At 70.7% G+C, this 16,503-nt stretch carries 15 protein-coding genes; 3 read left to right on the top strand and 12 right to left on the bottom strand.

All coding sequences use genetic code 11. From position 1 onward, the window contains the following. Positions 1-47: 47 nt before the first annotated feature. Positions 48-875 (bottom strand): LLM class F420-dependent oxidoreductase, encoded by an 828-nt coding sequence (locus tag MDN94_RS05145; protein ID WP_482724773.1) that lies wholly within the window; start codon positions 873-875, stop codon positions 48-50. 159 nt (positions 876-1,034) lie between these two features. Here MDN94_RS05145 and MDN94_RS05150 point away from each other — a divergent pair, with 159 nt between their 5' ends. Then, positions 1,035-2,552, top strand: coding sequence for a CehA/McbA family metallohydrolase (locus tag MDN94_RS05150; protein ID WP_482724774.1), 1,518 nt, complete (start codon positions 1,035-1,037; stop codon positions 2,550-2,552). 201 nt (positions 2,553-2,753) lie between these two features. Further along, positions 2,754-3,095 (top strand): hypothetical protein, encoded by a 342-nt coding sequence (locus MDN94_RS05155; protein ID WP_482727008.1) that lies wholly within the window; start codon positions 2,754-2,756, stop codon positions 3,093-3,095. Here the strand turns inward: MDN94_RS05155 and MDN94_RS05160 are convergent. The 11 genes from MDN94_RS05160 to MDN94_RS05210 all read right to left on the bottom strand — a co-directional run bounded on the left by MDN94_RS05160 (position 3,068) and on the right by MDN94_RS05210 (position 15,417). Then, complete coding sequence (locus MDN94_RS05160) at positions 3,068-3,940, bottom strand: DMT family transporter (protein WP_482724775.1); 873 nt, start codon at positions 3,938-3,940, stop codon at positions 3,068-3,070. The two genes, MDN94_RS05155 and MDN94_RS05160, sit on opposite strands and share 28 nt — an antisense overlap. Before the next feature lie 67 nt (positions 3,941-4,007). Further along, positions 4,008-4,379 (bottom strand): hypothetical protein, encoded by a 372-nt coding sequence (locus MDN94_RS05165; protein WP_482724776.1) that lies wholly within the window; start codon positions 4,377-4,379, stop codon positions 4,008-4,010. Positions 4,380-4,544: 165 nt separating this feature from the next. After that, a complete protein-coding gene (locus MDN94_RS05170) occupies positions 4,545-6,098 on the bottom strand; it encodes an APC family permease (RefSeq protein WP_482724777.1) in 1,554 nt (517 codons plus the stop codon). Between the two features lie 283 nt (positions 6,099-6,381). After that, on the bottom strand, positions 6,382-7,851 hold the full coding sequence (locus MDN94_RS05175; RefSeq protein WP_482724778.1) for an aldehyde dehydrogenase family protein: 1,470 nt from the start codon (positions 7,849-7,851) through the stop codon (positions 6,382-6,384). Then, positions 7,848-9,596 (bottom strand): N-acyl-D-amino-acid deacylase family protein, encoded by a 1,749-nt coding sequence (locus MDN94_RS05180; RefSeq protein WP_482724779.1) that lies wholly within the window; start codon positions 9,594-9,596, stop codon positions 7,848-7,850. The genes MDN94_RS05175 and MDN94_RS05180 overlap by 4 nt, the downstream gene beginning before the upstream one ends. 416 nt (positions 9,597-10,012) lie before the next feature. Further along, positions 10,013-11,137, bottom strand: a complete 1,125-nt coding sequence (locus MDN94_RS05185) for an LLM class flavin-dependent oxidoreductase (protein WP_467661927.1) — start codon at positions 11,135-11,137, stop codon at positions 10,013-10,015. A 126-nt stretch (positions 11,138-11,263) separates the two neighbouring features. After that, on the bottom strand, positions 11,264-12,016 hold the full coding sequence (locus MDN94_RS05190) for an SDR family NAD(P)-dependent oxidoreductase (RefSeq protein ID WP_482724780.1): 753 nt from the start codon (positions 12,014-12,016) through the stop codon (positions 11,264-11,266). Positions 12,017-12,031: 15 nt separating this feature from the next. Further along, a complete protein-coding gene (locus MDN94_RS05195) occupies positions 12,032-12,952 on the bottom strand; it encodes a TIGR03619 family F420-dependent LLM class oxidoreductase (RefSeq protein WP_482724781.1) in 921 nt (306 codons plus the stop codon). Positions 12,953-13,043: 91 nt separating this feature from the next. Continuing rightward, on the bottom strand, positions 13,044-13,457 hold the full coding sequence (locus MDN94_RS05200) for a PaaI family thioesterase (protein WP_482724782.1): 414 nt from the start codon (positions 13,455-13,457) through the stop codon (positions 13,044-13,046). A gap of 126 nt (positions 13,458-13,583) precedes the next feature. After that, positions 13,584-14,108, bottom strand: coding sequence for a GNAT family N-acetyltransferase (locus tag MDN94_RS05205; RefSeq protein WP_482724783.1), 525 nt, complete (start codon positions 14,106-14,108; stop codon positions 13,584-13,586). Between the two features lie 88 nt (positions 14,109-14,196). Then, complete coding sequence (locus MDN94_RS05210; protein WP_482724784.1) at positions 14,197-15,417, bottom strand: amidohydrolase family protein; 1,221 nt, start codon at positions 15,415-15,417, stop codon at positions 14,197-14,199. A gap of 220 nt (positions 15,418-15,637) precedes the next feature. On the opposite strand from MDN94_RS05210, the gene MDN94_RS05215 reads away from it, so the two are divergent. After that, positions 15,638-16,438: a polysaccharide deacetylase family protein gene (locus MDN94_RS05215; RefSeq protein ID WP_482724785.1), complete on the top strand. Its 801-nt coding sequence runs from the start codon at positions 15,638-15,640 to the stop codon at positions 16,436-16,438. The last annotated feature ends 65 nt before the right edge of the window (positions 16,439-16,503 follow it).

The following is a 16,503-nucleotide window of genomic DNA, read 5'->3' on the forward strand; positions in this document are numbered from 1 at the left end:
CAGCACGTGCCCCGATCACCCTGCGTGCAGGGCCCCGACCGGCCTCGTTACAGATACTGCGCGTACTCGTCCAGCGCCCGCAGGACCTCAGGCTCTGCCGCCGGCGGGAGCTGGAGGACGACCTCCTCCACGCCCAGCTCCGCGTAGTGCGCCAGCTTCCCCGCGGAGGGGCGGACCGCGTACGGGACGACCTGGAGGGTCTTCGGGTCGCGGCCCGCCGACTCCCAGGCGGCACGCAGCCGGGGCATCGTCTCCGTGAGGCCCCGGCCGCCGATCGGGAGCCAGCCGTCCGCGTACTGCGTGATGTGGGAGAAGAGCTTCGGGCCCGCCGCGCCGCCGACCAGGATCCGGGGAGCGCCGCCGGCCGGCTTGGGGAAGGCCGACGAGGGGCGTACGGAGGCGAACTCGCCCTTGTACGGAGTGGGTTCCGGCGCCCACAGCGCCCGCATCAGGCGCATCCGGTCCAGCGTGAGTTCGCGGCGCGTCGACCACTCGACCCCATGGTCCGCCGCCTCCTCCTTGTTCCAGCCGAAGCCGACGCCCAGTGTGAAGCGGCCGCCGGAGACATGGTCCAGGGTCGCGATCTGCTTGGCCAGGTCGATCGGATCGTGCTGCGCGACCAGGGTGATGCCGGTGCCGAGCGTCAGTGTCGACGTCACCGCCGCCGCCTGGGCGAGCGCCACGAACGGGTCGAGCGTGCGGCCGTACTCGCGGGGCAGCTCACCGCCCGCGGGGTAGCCCGTGGTCCGCTCCACCGGAATGTGGGTGTGCTCGGGGACGTAGAGGCCGGCGAAGCCCCGCCGCTCCAGCTCCCGGGCCAGCCGCACCGGGCTGATCGTCTCGTCGGTGAGGAAGATCGTGGTCGAGATCCGCATGCTTTCAACGTATGCCGTCCGAGGCGGTTCGTCTCCGGTCATGACCGCGTCGTCGGCCGAACCTCTTCCCTTGGCCGCCCGTTAACGGCTCAATACCAGGGTTCACATCGGTTCGGCTGCGTCACTGAAGCCTTTCGACACCCTGGGGAGTCCGACGGCATGTGCAACGAGGAAGAACACGCGGGACACACGATGGCACGGCGCGGGCTGCTCGTCTCCGGAGCGGCCGCCGCCCTTACGTTGGGGACCGTGAGTTTCGCGAGCGCCGCGCCGCGCGACGGTGAGCGGCGGACCGAGGTCGTGCGCGGCACCTTGCCACCCGGCTCCCCCGACTACGTCTACCTGCCCGTCGAAGTGCCGCGCGGGGTGCGGGAGATCCACGTCTCGTACGTGTACGAGAAGCCGGCCGTCCCCGGCGGGACGCAGGGCAACGCGCTCGACATCGGCATCTTCGACGAGCGCGGCACCGCCCTCGGCGGTGCCGGCTTCCGCGGCTGGTCGGGCGGCGCCCGGACGGAGTTCTTCATCCGCGCGGACGAGGCGACCCCCGGCTACATCCCCGGCCCGGTCCGGCCCGGCATCTGGCACATCGCGCTGGGCCCGTACACGGTCGCGCCGCAGGGCCTCCCGTACGAGGTGAGCGTCACGCTGACTTACGGCGAGCCGGCCCCGGCCCCGGAGGCGGTCCACCCGCCCGAGCGGGCCAAGGGCCGCGGGCGTGCCTGGTACCGCGGCGACTGCCATCTCCACTCCTGGTACTCGGACGGCAGGCGCACCCCCGCCGAGATCGCCGCCCTCGCCCGCGCCGCCGGGCTGGACTTCATCAACTCGTCCGAGCACAACACCCACTCCGCGCACGCCCACTGGGCGGCGGAGGCCGGGGACGATCTGCTGATCCTGCTCGGGGAGGAGGTCACGACCCGCAACGGGCACGTGGTGGCGATCGGCACCGATCCCGGCACGTTCATCGACTGGCGCTACCGTGCCCGCGACAACCGCTTCGGGCGCTACGCCCGGGAGATCCGCCGGGCCGGCGGGCTGGTGGTCCCCGCCCATCCGCACGCCACCTGCATCGGCTGCAACTGGAAGTTCGGCTTCGGGGAGGCCGACGCGGTGGAGGTCTGGAACGGGCCGTACACGCCCGACGACGAGGTGTCGCTCGCCGACTGGGACAGCACGCTCGCGCTCGCCGCCCGCACCGGCAAGGGCTGGACCCCCGCCATGGGCAGCAGCGACGCGCACCGCGATCCGGACAAGGTCGGCACCCCGCAGACCGTCGTCCTCGCCGACGACCTGACCCGCGAGGCGATCCTCGACGGGATCAGGGCCGGGCGCAGTTACGTCGCGGAGTCCAAGGACGTCTCGCTCGCCTTCTCCGCGGCCGGCGGGCGCGGCCGGCACGCGGGCATCGGCGAGCGGCTCCCCGTGGACGACCGGGATCCGGTGACGGTACGGCTGGAGGTCGAGGGCGCGCCCGGCTGCACCGTCCGGTTCGTCACCGACCAGGGGGTGCTGCACTCGGCGGCGCTCCCGCCGGACGGGTCCGGGACGGTGGAGTGGCGCACGACCGCGCGGTACGCCACCTACGTACGCGCCGAGGTGCGTCACGCGCCCGTGATGCCGCCGATGCCGGGCGCGCTCGCCGCCTTCACCAACCCCGTTTTCCTGGGCGGTTGAGCCTGCGCCGGGCGAAGTGACGTCCGGGCCGCCGGCGGTGCGGGCGGCCCGGCCCCCGGACCCTATCGGCCGTCCTCGTCCGACGAGAATGCAAGGTGCGGCCGGGGCCCCGCGCCCACGCGCCGGGCATCGGATCCCCATGCCCGCCACATCACCATCGACTCTGCCGACGCCCACCGTCTCGCCAACTTCTGGGCCGTGGTGCTGGACGTGAAGGTTCGCCGACGAGGACGCTCCCGGCGATCCGGGGGCGCTGGTCGAGTCGAAGAGCGGCTCTCCGCTGTTCGTCACCGTCCCCGCAGAGAAGACCCTGAAGAACCGTGTCACCTCGACATCGTGCCGGCGGAAGGAACCCGCGACGAGGAGGTGGAGCGGCTGCCGGCTCCGGGGCGACGCTCGTCGCCGATCACCGCGTATCCGACGGGAGGGGCGGGGGACGGTGGCGGACCCGGAGGGCAACGAGCTCTGCGTCGAGCGCGGCGCCGCCGAGCGCACGGCCTGACGACCGGGACCGGTCACCGCCTGTGCAGGGCCCCGACGTAGACGCCGAGCAGGATCAGCGGTGCCCCCAGCAACAGGCTCGCCGTCAGGGGCTCGTCGTCGAGCCACGCCGAGAGCAGGATGGTGACGAGAGGGAAGACGACGAAGACGTACGCGGCTCTCGACGGACCCCAGGCCCTGACCAGCATCAGGTAGAGCACGAACACCGCCACCGAGCCCGCCAGGACGACATAGGCCACGGCCCACCACGTCGCCGCGCGCTCGGGGAGGATCCACGCGTCCCCGGCGGCGCGTGAGCCGGCGAAGAGCAGGACCGCGGCGCCCGTCATACCGACCGCATTCATCGTGACCGGGTGGACCTTCGGCAGGCGGTGGATCAGGACCGTCGCCTCCGCGAAGGAGAGCACCGCGCCGAGTATCGCGAGGAACGAGAGCGGTGGGACGGAACCCTGCAGCGGGTTCCGGGACACCACGGCGACGCCCGCGACGGCGAGCACCGTCCCCACGGCCGCCCGCACACGGAACGTCTCCTGGTGCTGGGCGACGGAGAGCAGCAGGGCGGCGAGCGGCACCAGCGCGAGGATCGTCTGGCCGAGACCGGCGTGGATGCGGACGAGCGCGTAGTAGGCCAGGGCGAACGTGACGCCGAAGTTGAGCACGCCGAACAGCAGCGCTCCGGCCAGTGCCCGCCCGCGTGGCCACTCGAGCCGCATGACGGCCATGACGAGGAGCAGGACCGCGGCCGCCGCCCCGAAGCGCAGGGCGGCGCCCCACAGTGGATCCAGCTCTCGGTTGCTGAAGCGGACGCCGACGGCGTTGCCGCCGGCGAAGAGACAGCAGACGGAGAACGTGGCCGGTGCGGCGCCGCTGCCCGAAGGTGCGCGCATGACCGCACCGTAGGACGGGCAACGGCGTGAGCGGGACGCCGACACTCCAGGGCGCGCCCCCGGTTGCCTACCGCCCGTCCTTGCCGGCCGGGAAGAGCGGGGTCCATGGCAGCGCCGTGCGCCAGGTGTCGCCGCCGCGCATCCAGTCGCCGATGACCTTGGCCACCGGCTCGGGTCCGATGACGTCCCCCTGCCAGGGCACATGCGCCTCGAAGTGCAGGTGGTCACCGCCCTCGCGGTACTCGACCTGGTAGCTGAAATCGTCGTTCAGATACACCTGCATGAAGTGCTGGCCGGCCGGCTCCCTGTCGGTCCGCTCGACGATCACGAACCGGTGCGAGAGGTTCATGTCGGCGAGCAGGTCGTGGACGGCCACCTCCGACGGATCGTCGAGGGACCTCCCGCCCGCTTCGGTGGCTCGGATCAGCGGCTCGGTCATACGGCTGACTGTAGGGCCCGGGTCGGACAGCAGGGCCGGCCACGCTGTCCGACCATGCCGCCGCCAAGGCCGGGCCCTGCAGCCGGTGCCGCTGATCAGCGGCCCGGACAGCCGAAAGCCGGGCCTGCGGCGCGCGACGCGCACCGCAGACCCGGCAGAGGTCGTTCAGTCGGCCAGTTCCAGCGCCGGGGTCTCCTTGGTGAGGACCTCGCCGCGGAAGAACGCCGGGCTGCGGCGCTGCATGAGGAGCATCAGGAAGAAGCCGAGGACCAGCAGGCCGACTCCGATGACGAAGACCGAGCCCATGCCGAGGACGGAGGATCCGGAGCCGTAGGCCGGGTCCCACATGTCGTAGAGGGTCTTGCCGAAGACGGCGGTGAGCATCAGGCCGCCGACGCCGGGGAGGATGCCCTTGACCAGCAGATTGCCGGTCGAGCGGGTCAGTTCCTTGCGGAAGAACCAGACGCAGGCGAAGGCCGTGATCGAGTAGTAGAAGCAGATCATCAGGCCGAGCGCGTAGATCGTGTCGACGAGGACGTTCTCGCTGACAAGGCTCATCACCGTGTAGAAGACGCCGGTCGCGACGCCCGCGGCGACCGTGGCCAGCCCGGGCGTCCTGAAGCGGGGGTGGACCTTCGCGAACGCCGCCGGCATGGCGTCGTACGCGCTCATCGCGAGGGCGGTTCGGGCGACCGGGATGAAGGTGGTCTGGAGGCTGGCCGCAGCGGATGCGAGGACCGCGACGAAGAGCAGGACGCCGAGACCGGAGCCCATGATCGGGTCGGCCAGCACGGCGAACACGTTGTCGGAGGTGTCCGGGTTGCCGAGGCCGGCGCCCTCCTCGCCGATACCGGCGTACATCTGAACGGCGATGGCGACCATCAAGTACGAGGCGACGATGACGACCATGGCGAGCATGGCCGAGCGGCCCGGTGTGCGGGCGCTGCCGACGCTCTCCTCGTTGATGGACAGGCAGGCGTCCCAGCCCCAGTAGATGAAGATCGACAGGGAGAGCCCTGCGGTGAAGGCGGAGAAGGACTCGACGCCGAACGGGTTCATCCAGGAGAGGGAGAAGTCGAGGGAGCCGGCGACCTCGTCGGACTTGGCGATCGCCATGAACGCGAAGATCACGATGACGGTGAGCTGGAGGCCGACCAGGGCGTACTGGACCCACTTGGTCGCGGTGATGCCACGGTAGCTGATGGCCGTCGCGACGGCGATGAAGCCCAGGGTGGTGAGGATGTGGACGGCCTTGTTGCCGTCGAGGGCGGCGACGTCGGCACTGCCCGTGATCTCCCCGGCGGTGAGCCAGAAGAAGGACGTGGCCACGCCGGCGAGGTTGGAGAGGACCACGACGGTGGCCACCAGCAGGCCCCAGCCGCACATCCAGCCGATCTTGGGGCCGAAGGCCTTCACCGACCAGGTGAAGGAGGTGCCGCAGTCGGGGACGGCCTTGTTGAGTTCCCGGTAGGCGAATGCGACGAGCAGCATCGGCAGGAAGCCGGCCAGGAAGATGGCGGGCATCTGGAGACCGACCTCGCCGACGGTCGGTCCGAGTGTCGAGGTCAGGCAGTAGACGGGGGCAACCGTCGAGATGCCGATGACAGCTCCACCCATGAGGCCGACGGAGTTCCCGCCCAGGCCCTTGGTGCGGACACCCCCGTCGGGGGCGCTCCGTACCGTGTCTCCGGCCTGTGGCCGCGCATCCAGCTGTGTCATGGAGAGGACGTTAAGTGCTGCGGTTTCCACATCTGGATGATCGAAGTCCGGATACTCCTGGATCTACGGCGCTCGATTCCAAGGTCAAGACAGTCAGTTCCCTGGCATTCAAAAGTCACTCTGGGGTTACCAGTGGTATATCTCAAGGTAGTCGCGCCACTCTTCCGAGATGCGAGAACCGCAGCGGCACCCGTTTTGCCCGGTTTCAAAATTTCCCGTGCGTATTTCCGGCCCGGCGCCGGGCCGGTCGCCGCAAGGGAGTCGGGCCACGCGCCGCCCGCCGTCAGCCGGGCCACACCACCGACTGGAGCTCGCTGTACGCATACAGCGCGTACGAGCCCACATCCCGGCCCACGCCGCTCCGCTTGAAGCCGCCGAACGGCGCCTCCATGTTCCGGCCGACGGTGTTCACCCCGACCCCGCCCGCCCGCAGCCGGCCCGCCACCCGGAAGGCACGGGCCACGTCCCCGGACCAGACGTAGTCGATCAGGCCGTACTCGCCGTCGTCGGCGAGCGCGACGCCCTCCTCCTCGTCGTCGAACGGGATCACAACCACCACCGGGCCGAAGATCTCCTCACGCACGACGCGCATGTCCTTCGTGCAGTCGGCGAAGAGCGTGGGGGCCACGTAGAAGCCCTTCTCGAAGGCGGGCCGCCCGCCGCCCGCAACCAGTCGCGCGCCCTCCTTACTGCCCAGCCCGACATACGACTCCACCCTCTCGCGGTGCGCCGCCGAGATGACCGGTCCGACGACCGTGGCCGGATCGCGCGGGTCTCCGACGCGCAGGGCCCGTGCCAGGCCGGCCAGCCCCTCCACCAGCCGGTCGTACACACCGCGCTGCGCGATCACCCGCGTCGGCGCCGTGCAGATCTGACCGCTGTAGAAGGAGAACGTCGTACCGATCCCGCGCACCGCGGAACCGATGTCGGCGTCGTCGAAGACAAGGGCCGCGCCCTTGCCGCCCAGCTCCATCAGCTGGCGCTTCATCCCGCGGCCGCAGACCTCGGCGATGCGCTGTCCGACCGCCGTGGAGCCGGTGAAACTGACCATGTCGACGTCCTCGCAGTCGACGGCCGCCTCGCCGACGGCCGGTGCGGAACCGGTGACGACGTTCACCGTGCCGGGCGGGGCGCCCGCCTTTTCAAGGGCCGCCGCCATCCGGTAGACGGACAGCGGATCCTGCGGGGCGGGTTTCACCACGACCGTGTTGCCCATGGCGAGCGCCGGCGCGACCTTGCCGGCCGGGTTCGCCCACGGATTGTTGTACGAGGTGACGCAGGTGACCACGCCGACCGGCCGGCGCACCGCGACGGCGCCGAGCACGCCCCCCTTGCCCATCGGGCCCGCCGCGCTGATCTGCGGCGGCAGGGCCCGCTCGACCGGCTCCAGCGCACCCTTGGCGTACCGGGCGAACCGCGCCGCCGCCACCGCCACCTGCATCCCGCGTGCCGTGGCCGTCGTCGCGCCGCTCTCGGCACGGGCGAGCTCCGTGTGCGCCTCGCGGTCACGCAGGACCAGGGCGGCCGCCCGGTCCAGGACCGCGGCGCGCTCCTCGGGCCGCGTACGGGACCACGTGGTGAAGGCCTCGCGTGCGGCGGCGGCCGCGTCGTGGACCTGGGCACGGCTCGCCTCGGGCGCCAGGCCGACGACCTCCTCCGTCGCCGGGTCGATCACCTCGTAGTGCCCGTTGTCCGGCTCGACCCACTGTCCGCCGATGAACAGCCGCTGCCCGGCCCGCTCCGGTGCCGTCACCGGGTCGACACCGTCCTCGTGTCACGGCCGGAACGGAGCACCCTGCCCGGCACGGCGCCGGTGACCTTGTCGTTCCGTATCGTCTCGACGCCGTTGACCCGCACGGACACGATCCCGACGGCCTTCGCGTCCAGGCGCGGGCTCTCGCCGGGGAGGTCGTGCACGAGCGTCGCCGGGCCGGCGTCGATGCGTTCCGGGTCGAACAGGACGAGGTCCGCGTGGTGGCCCTCGACGACCCGGCCGCGGTCGCGCAGACCGAAGAGACGGGCCGGATCGTCGGTCAGCATCCTCACCGCCTCCTCCAGCCCGACGAGCTTGCGGCCCCGCAGGCAGTCCCCGAGGAAGCGGGTCGTGTACGGGGCGCCGCACATCCGGTCCAGGTGGGCGCCCGCGTCCGAGCCGCCGAGCAGCACGTCCTCGTGCTGCCAGGTCTCCGCACGCAGAGCCCACGAGTGAGGGTCGTTGTCGCTGGGCATGGGCCACAGGACGGTACGCAGATCGTCGTTGGCGCAGATCTCGACCAGGCACTGGAACGGGTCCTGACCGCGTTCCGCGGCGATGTCCCGCACGACGCGGCCGGTGAGGCCCTCGTTCTCCCGTGTGTACGTGTCCCCGATGACGTACCGGCCGAAGTGGGCCAGCCGGCGGAAGACACCGGCCTCCGGGGAGTCCGCGCGGCGCAGCATCCCGGCCCGGACATCCGGGTCACGCAGTTTCGCGATGCGCTGCGGCACGGGCAAGGAAAGGATCTCGCCCCAGCCGGAGATCAGGTTCAGCGCGCAGAACGTCCCCAGCGACATGTTCATCGGTGTCAGGATCGGCATGGTCAGCGCGACGACACGACCACCGGCCTTGCGGGCCCGCTCGGACGGGACCAGCTGCCGGGGGACGCGGTCGGGGACGGAGGCGTCGATGGTGAGGACGTTCCAGTTCAGCGGACGTCCCGCGGCGGCGCTCATCTCCACGAGAAGGTCGATCTCCTCGTCCCCGAACCGGTCGAGGCAGCCGGCGACGATCGCCTCGAGCTGGGTCCCCTCGTGCTCCCCCACCGCCCTGGAGAGGGCCAGCAGTTCGTGCGGCAGGGCGTAACGGGAGGCGACGGGCATGCCGTCACCGTCGGAGTGCGTCGACGACTGGGTGGTGGACAGGCCCCAGGCACCGGCCTCCATGGCATCGTGGAGGAGGGCCAGCATCTGCTCGAGCTGCACCGGGGTCGGCTGCCCGCCGATCGCGTCCGGGCCCATGACGTGCCGGCGGAGCGCGCAGTGGCCCACCATGAAGCCGGCGTTGACCGCTGTGCGGCCTTCGAGTGCGTCCAGGTACTCGCCGAAAGTGTGCCAGTTCCAGGGGGCGCCCTGCTCGAGGGCGACGAGGGACATGCCCTCGACCTTGGACATCATCCGCCGCGTGTAGTCGGCGTCCTCGGGGCGGTCCGGATTGAGTGGCGCCAGCGTGAACCCGCAGTTGCCGCCGGCGACTGTGGTGACACCGTGGTTGAGGGACGGGGTGGCGTACGGGTCCCAGAACAGCTGGGCGTCGTAGTGGGTGTGCGGATCGACGAAGCCGGGGGCGAGGACGAGGCCGGTGGCGTCCTCGACGGTCCTCGCGGAGGGGGCGCCGGTGCTGGTGCCCGACTCTGTGATGACGGCTATCCGGCCGTCGTCGCCGATGCCGACGTCGGCGGCGTAGGCGGGGGCGCCGGTGCCGTCGACGACGGTCGCGTTGCGGATGAGGTGGGCGAGCATGGCGTCCCCTTCTGTACGGGGTCGTTGAAGTGGGTGGGGTGCTGTGGTGTGGCCCGGCCGGGGTGTGCGGCGGCCGGCCGCGGCCACGCGCGCCGCCCCGACCGGGCCGCGACGGGCGACGGTCCGGGAAGACGCCGCCCGTGCGTGTGGGGTGGGGCGGGGTTCCGCTGCGCGCCCCTTCCCGGAACCGGACTCCGCCCGGACCCGGCACCGCGCTCCCCGCGGTGTTGGGGGCTCCGCCCCCGGACCCCGCGCCTCAAACTCCTGCGAGGCCGGAGTCGCCGGGCAACTTCAGCCCGCCCGACGATTGAGGGCACCGCGCGAAGCGCGGTACGGGGTCCGGGGCTTGCCTCGGTCTCGGGAAGGGGCGGGTAGGGGAGCAGGCCCGCCGCACGCGGCGCCCGCCCACCCCCGCCTCACCTCCCCGCCGACTCCCGGAAACGTGTCGTCCGGTGGATCGGATCCGTGTCGATCTGCGGGATCACGTGCTCGCCGATCAGCCGGATCGTCGTCATCGTGTCCTCGTAGGACACCCCGATCGGCAGGCCGAACGACAGCTGGTCCGCTCCCGCCTGCTCCCACCGCTTGCACTGCCGCAGCACCTCTCCCGGGTCGCCGCAGATCATCAGTTCCTCCGCTATCAGCAGTTCGATGATCTCCGCCGTGTACTCAGGCAGCAGTTCCGGCCACTCGGGGACGCCCTCGGGGCGCGGGAACGTGTCGTGGTAGCGGAACAGCAGCGACTGGAGGTAGTTGAGGCCGCCGGACACCGCGATCTCGACCGCGCGTTCGTGCGTCTCCGCGCAGATCGCCGTCGACGTCACCATCACGTTGTCGTTGACGAAGGCGCCGACCGCCTTCGCCTCCTTTACGGCCGACTTGTACGAGTCGAGGACCCATTCCATGTCGGAGACCTTCTGGACGCTGAAGCCCAGCACGCCGAGGCCCTTCTTGCCGGCCATGGCGTACGAGGACGGCGATCCGGCCGCGTACCACATCGGCGGGTGGGCGGGCCCGTACGGCTTGGGGAGTACCTTCCGGGGCGGCAGGGACCAGTGCTTGCCCTGGAAGCCCACGTACTCGTCCTGGAGCCACATCTTGGGGAACTCGGCGATCGTCTCCTCCCAGATCTCCTTGGTGTGGTTCATGTCGGTGATGCCCGGCATGAACCCGAGGATCTCGTGGGACCCGGCGCCCCGGCCCGAGCCGAATTCGAAGCGGCCCTGCGAGAGGTGGTCGAGCATCGCGACCTTCTCCGCGACCTTGACCGGGTGATTGACCGGGGCCAGGGGGTTGAAGATGCCGGAGCCGAGGTGGATGCGCTCGGTCGCGTGGGCCAGGTAGCCGAGGAAGACGTCGTTGGCCGACAGATGCGAGTACTCCTCCAGGAAGTGGTGCTCGGAGGCCCAGGCGTACTTGAACCCGGACCTGTCCGCCTGGATGACGTACTCGGTCTCCTCCATCAGAGCCTTGTGCTCGGCGAGCGGGTCGGTCTCGGCGCGCTTGCCGAGGTATCCCTGAACAAAGAGGCCGAATTCCAAGGGGGTTCACCGCCTAACGTTTCTGACGCATCGTCAGATCTGGATGGGTCGACTGTTGCACCGGGTTCCTGCGCAGTCAAGAGAGGGGGGACGCCGCGGCATCGAACGACGCCGGGCGGTGCCGCCTCACAGGATGCTGACGCCCGCAAGCCATCCGCCGTCGATCACGAACGGCTGGCCGGTGATGTACGAGGAGTCCTCGCCGGTCAGGAACAGGGCGAGCTTCGCGACCTCCTCCGCCCGCCCGATCCGCCCGAGGGGCACGAGCGTGCGGTACAGGTCACCGACCGCTTCCGGGTCCGCGCCCTCGGGATTGCTCATGGGGGTGTCCACGGCCCCCGGGCACACGGCGTTGACCCGGATGCCCTTGCCCGCGAGCTCGAGCGCGGCCACCCTCGTCAGGCCGAGGACCGCGTGCTTGGAGGCGGCGTACGCACCCACACAGGCCATGCCGGTCAGCGCCGTGTACGAGGCCGTGTTCACGATCGTGCCGCCGCCGGACGCCTCGATCTCCGGGGCGACGCCGCGGATTCCGAGGAAGGTGCCGATCTGGTTGACCTGAGTGATCAGCTGGAACTCTTCCAGCGGGGTCGCGACCAGTTCGTTGAAACGCAGGATGCCCGCGTTGTTGACCAGTCCGTCGATCTTGCCGAAGCGCTCCTTCGCGGCGGCGACGGCCGCGGTCCAGTCGGCCTCGCGGCTCACGTCGAGATGGACGTAGAGACCGCCGACCTCCTTGGCGAGCGGTTCACCGAGCTCGTCGAGGACGTCGGCGAGGACGACCTTCGCCCCCTCCGCGGCGAAGAGTCTGGCCTCCTGCTCCCCCTGCCCGCGCGCCGCGCCGGTGACGAGTACGACACGTCCGTCCAGCTTGCCCATGCCTGCTCCCTTTGGTCAGTCGAGGTGCGGGGCGACGTCGGCGGCGAAGGCCGCCATCTGGTCGGCCAGTTCGCTGCGGCTCCGGCTGCGGAACCGCACCTGGATCTGGTCCACGCCCATCAGGGCGTACGCCCGGAGGGACTCCGCGACCGCCGCCGGCTTGCCGCAGACCGTCCGGCGGCCGACCTGCCGGCCGGGTTCGCCGATGTACAGCGGTTCGGTGATGGCGCCGATCACGAAGGGCTCCTCGATGCCCGCCGCCTCGCGCAGCTGCCGGATCCGGGCGATCTGCGCCGGCAACCGCTCGCGCGGATCGCCCTGCGGCAGCCAGCCGTCGCCCTTGAGGGCGGCCCGTCGCACGGCGGCCGGCGAGGAGCCGCCGATCCACAATGGGACACGGGGCTGGGTCGGCCGCGGCCGCTGCCCGAGGTCCTTGAAGCGGAAGCGTTCGCCGTGGAACTCCGGATACTCGGCGGGACCGAGCGCGGCGCGCAGTGCGTCGACGCTCTCGTCGAGGACGGCTCCGCGGGCGTCGAAGTCGACCTCCAGGGCCTCGAACTCCTCCCGCACGTGCCCGGCCCCGACGCCGAGGACGAGCCGCCCGCCGGAGAGGTGGTCGAGGGTCGCGTACTGCTTGGCCGACGCCAGTGGGTGGCGCAGCCCGACGACCGCGACATGGCTGAGCAGCCGCACCCGCACGGTCACCCCTGCGAGGAACGAGAGCGTGGCGACCGGGTCGTACCAGACCGTGGACATGGCATCGGCGAGGCGGCGCGGGACGGCGACGTGGTCGCAGACGGCTACATAGGAGAAGCCGGCCCGGTCGGCCGCCACGGCGACGGCGGCCAGGTCGTCCGGGCCGGCCCCGGTCTCCCAGGGCTCGGCGTAGAGGGTGCTCTGCGACTGGACCGGGAGCTGCATCCCGTACGCCACCATGGAGACTCCTCGAACTGACGGTCCGTCAGAAACGACGGCTGCCGCCATCGTCAGGGTTGACACTCCATCAGGCAAGGGTGGCGCAGCGGCTTCAGCCGAGCAGCGCGTACACCGTCGAGGCGCGGGCCACGGGCTCAGGGGCACCCTGAGCGGTCACGGTGATGTCGGCGAAGGCCATTCGCTTGCCCAGTTTGGTGATCCGGGCGTCGATCAGGACGTCGGCGCCGACAACCGCGCGCATGAAGCTGGTCGACTGCTGGACCGTGGTCATGGGGACGAAGCCGCCCCGGGCCGACGACAAGGCGATCACCGTCGCCGTGTCGGCCGCGGCCATCAGCGCCTGCCCGGACATCCCGCCGCCTTCCCGGGCGAGCCGGTCGGACCAGGGCAGCCGCAGTACGGCGTGCAGGTCGCCCGTCTCTTCCACGGACAGGCCGAGTTCGAGCACCCAGGGCGCGAAATTGTCGGCAAGGATCTTGTCGGCTTCTGCGGTGGTGAGCGTCATACCCCGATGGTGCCCGGTCGCCGGGCCTGCCCGGTAGCGGGCGGGGCGCACGGGCCTCGCCGGAGCCCGCCTCCCGCAGGCCGCGGACGCCGGCGGAGCCCGCCCTGCCCCCACCCGTCGCGGACGTCAGCGGAGTTCGCCCTCCAGCAGGCCCATCGTGAACTGGTCGTACCACTTTCCGTCGCGGCGGAAGGACTGGCGAAGGCGACCTTCCTCCACGAAGCCGACCTTCTTGTAGACCTGCTGCGCGGCCAGGTTCTCGGTGACCACCGTGAGCGAGATCTTGTGCAGGCGCATCTTGTCGAAGCCGTACCGGCACACCGCCCGCATGGCGTCGGTCGCGCAGCCCTTGCCCCAGTAGTCCTTCTCGCCGAGATAGATGTCCAGTTCCGCGATGCCGGTCTCCGGTTCCGCGTCGCGCAGGGCAACGAGCCCGATCAGCCGGCCGTCGCTCAGCACCTCGACCCCGAGGAGCAGGTCGCCGTAGGTGTTGCGCGGGCGGTCGGCGAGCCACTTCTCCACGTGCTCCAGGGTCGAGGGGTGGTTGTCCTCCATCCAGCGCATGACGTCCGGGTCGTGGTTCCACCGCCACAGCGCCGCCGCGTCCGCCGGGCCCATCGCCCGCAGCTTCACCAGTTCTCCGAGCACCACGCCCGCCGCCCCCTGTCACTTCCGTGTGATGACGCCAGAAGTAGCACGCGGCGGGCGGGACGCTCAACGCGATTGCCGCGGTGATGCCCTACGGGCCCACCCACAGCCCGTCGTCGGTGAGCCCCAGCAGGTCGATCGCGTTGCCCGCCACGATTCTCTCCACCACGTCCTGCGGCAGGTGGCCCATCTGGGACTCGCCGACCTCCTTCGACTTCGGCCAGGTCGAGTCGGAGTGCGGGTAGTCCGTCTCGTAGAGGACGTTCCCCGCCCCGATCGCGTCCAGGTTCCGGAGGCCGAACGCGTCGTCGAAGAAGCAGCCGTAGACGTGCTCGGCGAAGAGTTCGGACGGTGGCCGTGTGACCTTTTCGGCGACACCGCCCCAGGCGCGGTTCTCCTCCCAGACGACATCCGCGCGCTCCAGGATGTACGGGATCCAGCCGATCTGGCCCTCCGCGTACATGACCCGCAGGCCCGGGAAGCGCTCGAACTTGCCGCTCATCAGCCAGTCGACCATCGAGAAGCAGCAGTTGGCGAAGGTGATGGTCGAACCGACGGCGGGGGGCGCGTCCGCGGAGGTGGACGGCATGCGGCTGGAGGAGCCGATGTGCATGGCGATGACCGTGCCGGTCTCGTCGCATGCCGCGAGGAACGGGTCCCACGCGTCGGTGTGGACGGAAGGGAGTCCGAGGTGCGGGGGTATCTCGGAGAAGGCGACGGCGCGCACGCCGCGCGCCGCGTTGCGGCGGACCTCAGCGGCGGCCAGTTCCGCGTCCCACAGCGGGATCAGGGTCAGCGGTACGAGCCGGCCATGTGCCTCGGGGCCGCACCACTCCTCCACCATCCAGTCGTTGTAGGCCCGGACGCACAGCAGGCCGAGCTCGCGGTCGGCGGCCTCCGTGAAGGTCTGGCCGCAGAAGCGCGGGAAGGTGGGGAAGCAGAGAGCGGACCGGACGTGGTTGACGTCCATGTCGGCGAGCCGCTCCGGGACGCTGTAGGAGCCCGGCCGCATCTGCTCATAGGTGATGATCTCCAGCTTGATCTCGTCGCGGTCGTAGCCGACGGCGGTGTCGAGCCGGGTGAGCGGCCGGTGCAGGTCCTCGTAGACCCACCAGTCGCCGACGGGCCCCTCGTCGCCGGGGGCTCCCATGACGGGCGCGAACCTGCCGCCCAGGAAGGTCATTTCCTTCAGGGGGGCGCGGACGATGCGGGGGCCTGTGCCTGCGTACTTCGACGGGAGCCGGTCCCGCCAGACGCCGGGGGGCTCCACCGTGTGATCGTCCACCGAGATGATCTTGGGGAAGGTCTCCATCATCTCAAGGTAGCGCCGATCTGACGGTCCGTCAGCTACCGGGCGGGTCCCTTCTGGCCGCTGCCGGTTCGGGTTCCGTCGGCCCCAGCCACTATAAACTCAGTGTATACATGCTGTGTATAGTCACCGGCGAGTACGGACGACCACCGGCCATCGGCCGCATTCCGTACGACCGGCACACCGCCGCACCACCGCACCACCACGAACGGGGAGATTCGCCATGCCTTCGAAGACGTACAAAACCGGGTCCAGGGTTGTCCCGGCTCTCGCCGCGGCCCTCACGCTGACCCTCACCCTCGCGGGCTGCTCCACCGACAGCACCTCGCCGGCGGACGCCCGCTCCGACGCCGCCGGCTCCGACGGGAAGCCGCTCGCGAGCGAGAGTGGCCAGGGCTCCGATTCACCGTCCGTCGACTGCGAGAAGGCCAAGTGCATAGCGCTCACCTTCGACGCGGGCCCCGGCAAGGACACCCCCGAACTGCTCGACCACCTCAAGAAGGAGAAGGTGCCCGCCACCTTCTTCCTCCTCGGCAAGAACCACGTCCTCAAATACCCCGACGTGGTGCGCCGCCTCGCCGCGGAGGGCCACGAGGTCGCCAACCACACCTGGACCCACCAGCGGCTCGACAAGCTCGGCAAGGAAGAGATACGCGCCGAACTCGACCGCACCCAGGACGCCATAGAGGAGATCACCGGCGAGAAGCCGCGGCTGATGCGCCCGCCGCAGGGCCGCACCGACGACGAGGTGAAGGCCGTCAGCAAGGAGCTCGGCCTCTCCCAGGTCCTGTGGAGCGCCACCGCCAAGGACTACTCCACCACCGACAGCGAGCTCATCAAGAAGCGGATCCTCGACCAGGCCGGACGCGACGGCATCATCCTGCTGCACGACATCTACGACGGAACGGTCCCCGCCGTGCCCGGGATCGTCTCCGAGCTCAAGAAGCGCGGTTACACCTTCGTCACGGTCACCCAACTGCTCGCCCCGGCCGTACCCGAACCCGGCACGGTCTATCGCCCCTGATCAGAGCGGGCCGGACGGACCGGCGGACGGGCAGCAGCCGCGGCCGCCCCGCTGCTGACGCGGCC

This window comes from Streptomyces sp. WAC00040 (genome assembly GCF_056835925.1).

Coding starts and splice junctions, on each gene's coding strand:
- MDN94_RS05165 (WP_482724776.1), bottom strand. CDS start 4,379: ATGACCGAGCCGCTGATCCGAGCCACCGAAGCGGGCGGGAGGTCCCTC.
- MDN94_RS05150 (WP_482724774.1), top strand. CDS start 1,035: ATGTGCAACGAGGAAGAACACGCGGGACACACGATGGCACGGCGCGGG.
- MDN94_RS05160 (WP_482724775.1), bottom strand. CDS start 3,940: ATGCGCGCACCTTCGGGCAGCGGCGCCGCACCGGCCACGTTCTCCGTC.
- MDN94_RS05215 (WP_482724785.1), top strand. CDS start 15,638: ATGCCTTCGAAGACGTACAAAACCGGGTCCAGGGTTGTCCCGGCTCTC.
- MDN94_RS05195 (WP_482724781.1), bottom strand. CDS start 12,952: ATGGTGGCGTACGGGATGCAGCTCCCGGTCCAGTCGCAGAGCACCCTC.
- MDN94_RS05190 (WP_482724780.1), bottom strand. CDS start 12,016: ATGGGCAAGCTGGACGGACGTGTCGTACTCGTCACCGGCGCGGCGCGC.
- MDN94_RS05180 (WP_482724779.1), bottom strand. CDS start 9,596: ATGCTCGCCCACCTCATCCGCAACGCGACCGTCGTCGACGGCACCGGC.
- MDN94_RS05170 (WP_482724777.1), bottom strand. CDS start 6,098: ATGACACAGCTGGATGCGCGGCCACAGGCCGGAGACACGGTACGGAGC.
- MDN94_RS05145 (WP_482724773.1), bottom strand. CDS start 875: ATGCGGATCTCGACCACGATCTTCCTCACCGACGAGACGATCAGCCCG.
- MDN94_RS05200 (WP_482724782.1), bottom strand. CDS start 13,457: ATGACGCTCACCACCGCAGAAGCCGACAAGATCCTTGCCGACAATTTC.
- MDN94_RS05210 (WP_482724784.1), bottom strand. CDS start 15,417: ATGGAGACCTTCCCCAAGATCATCTCGGTGGACGATCACACGGTGGAG.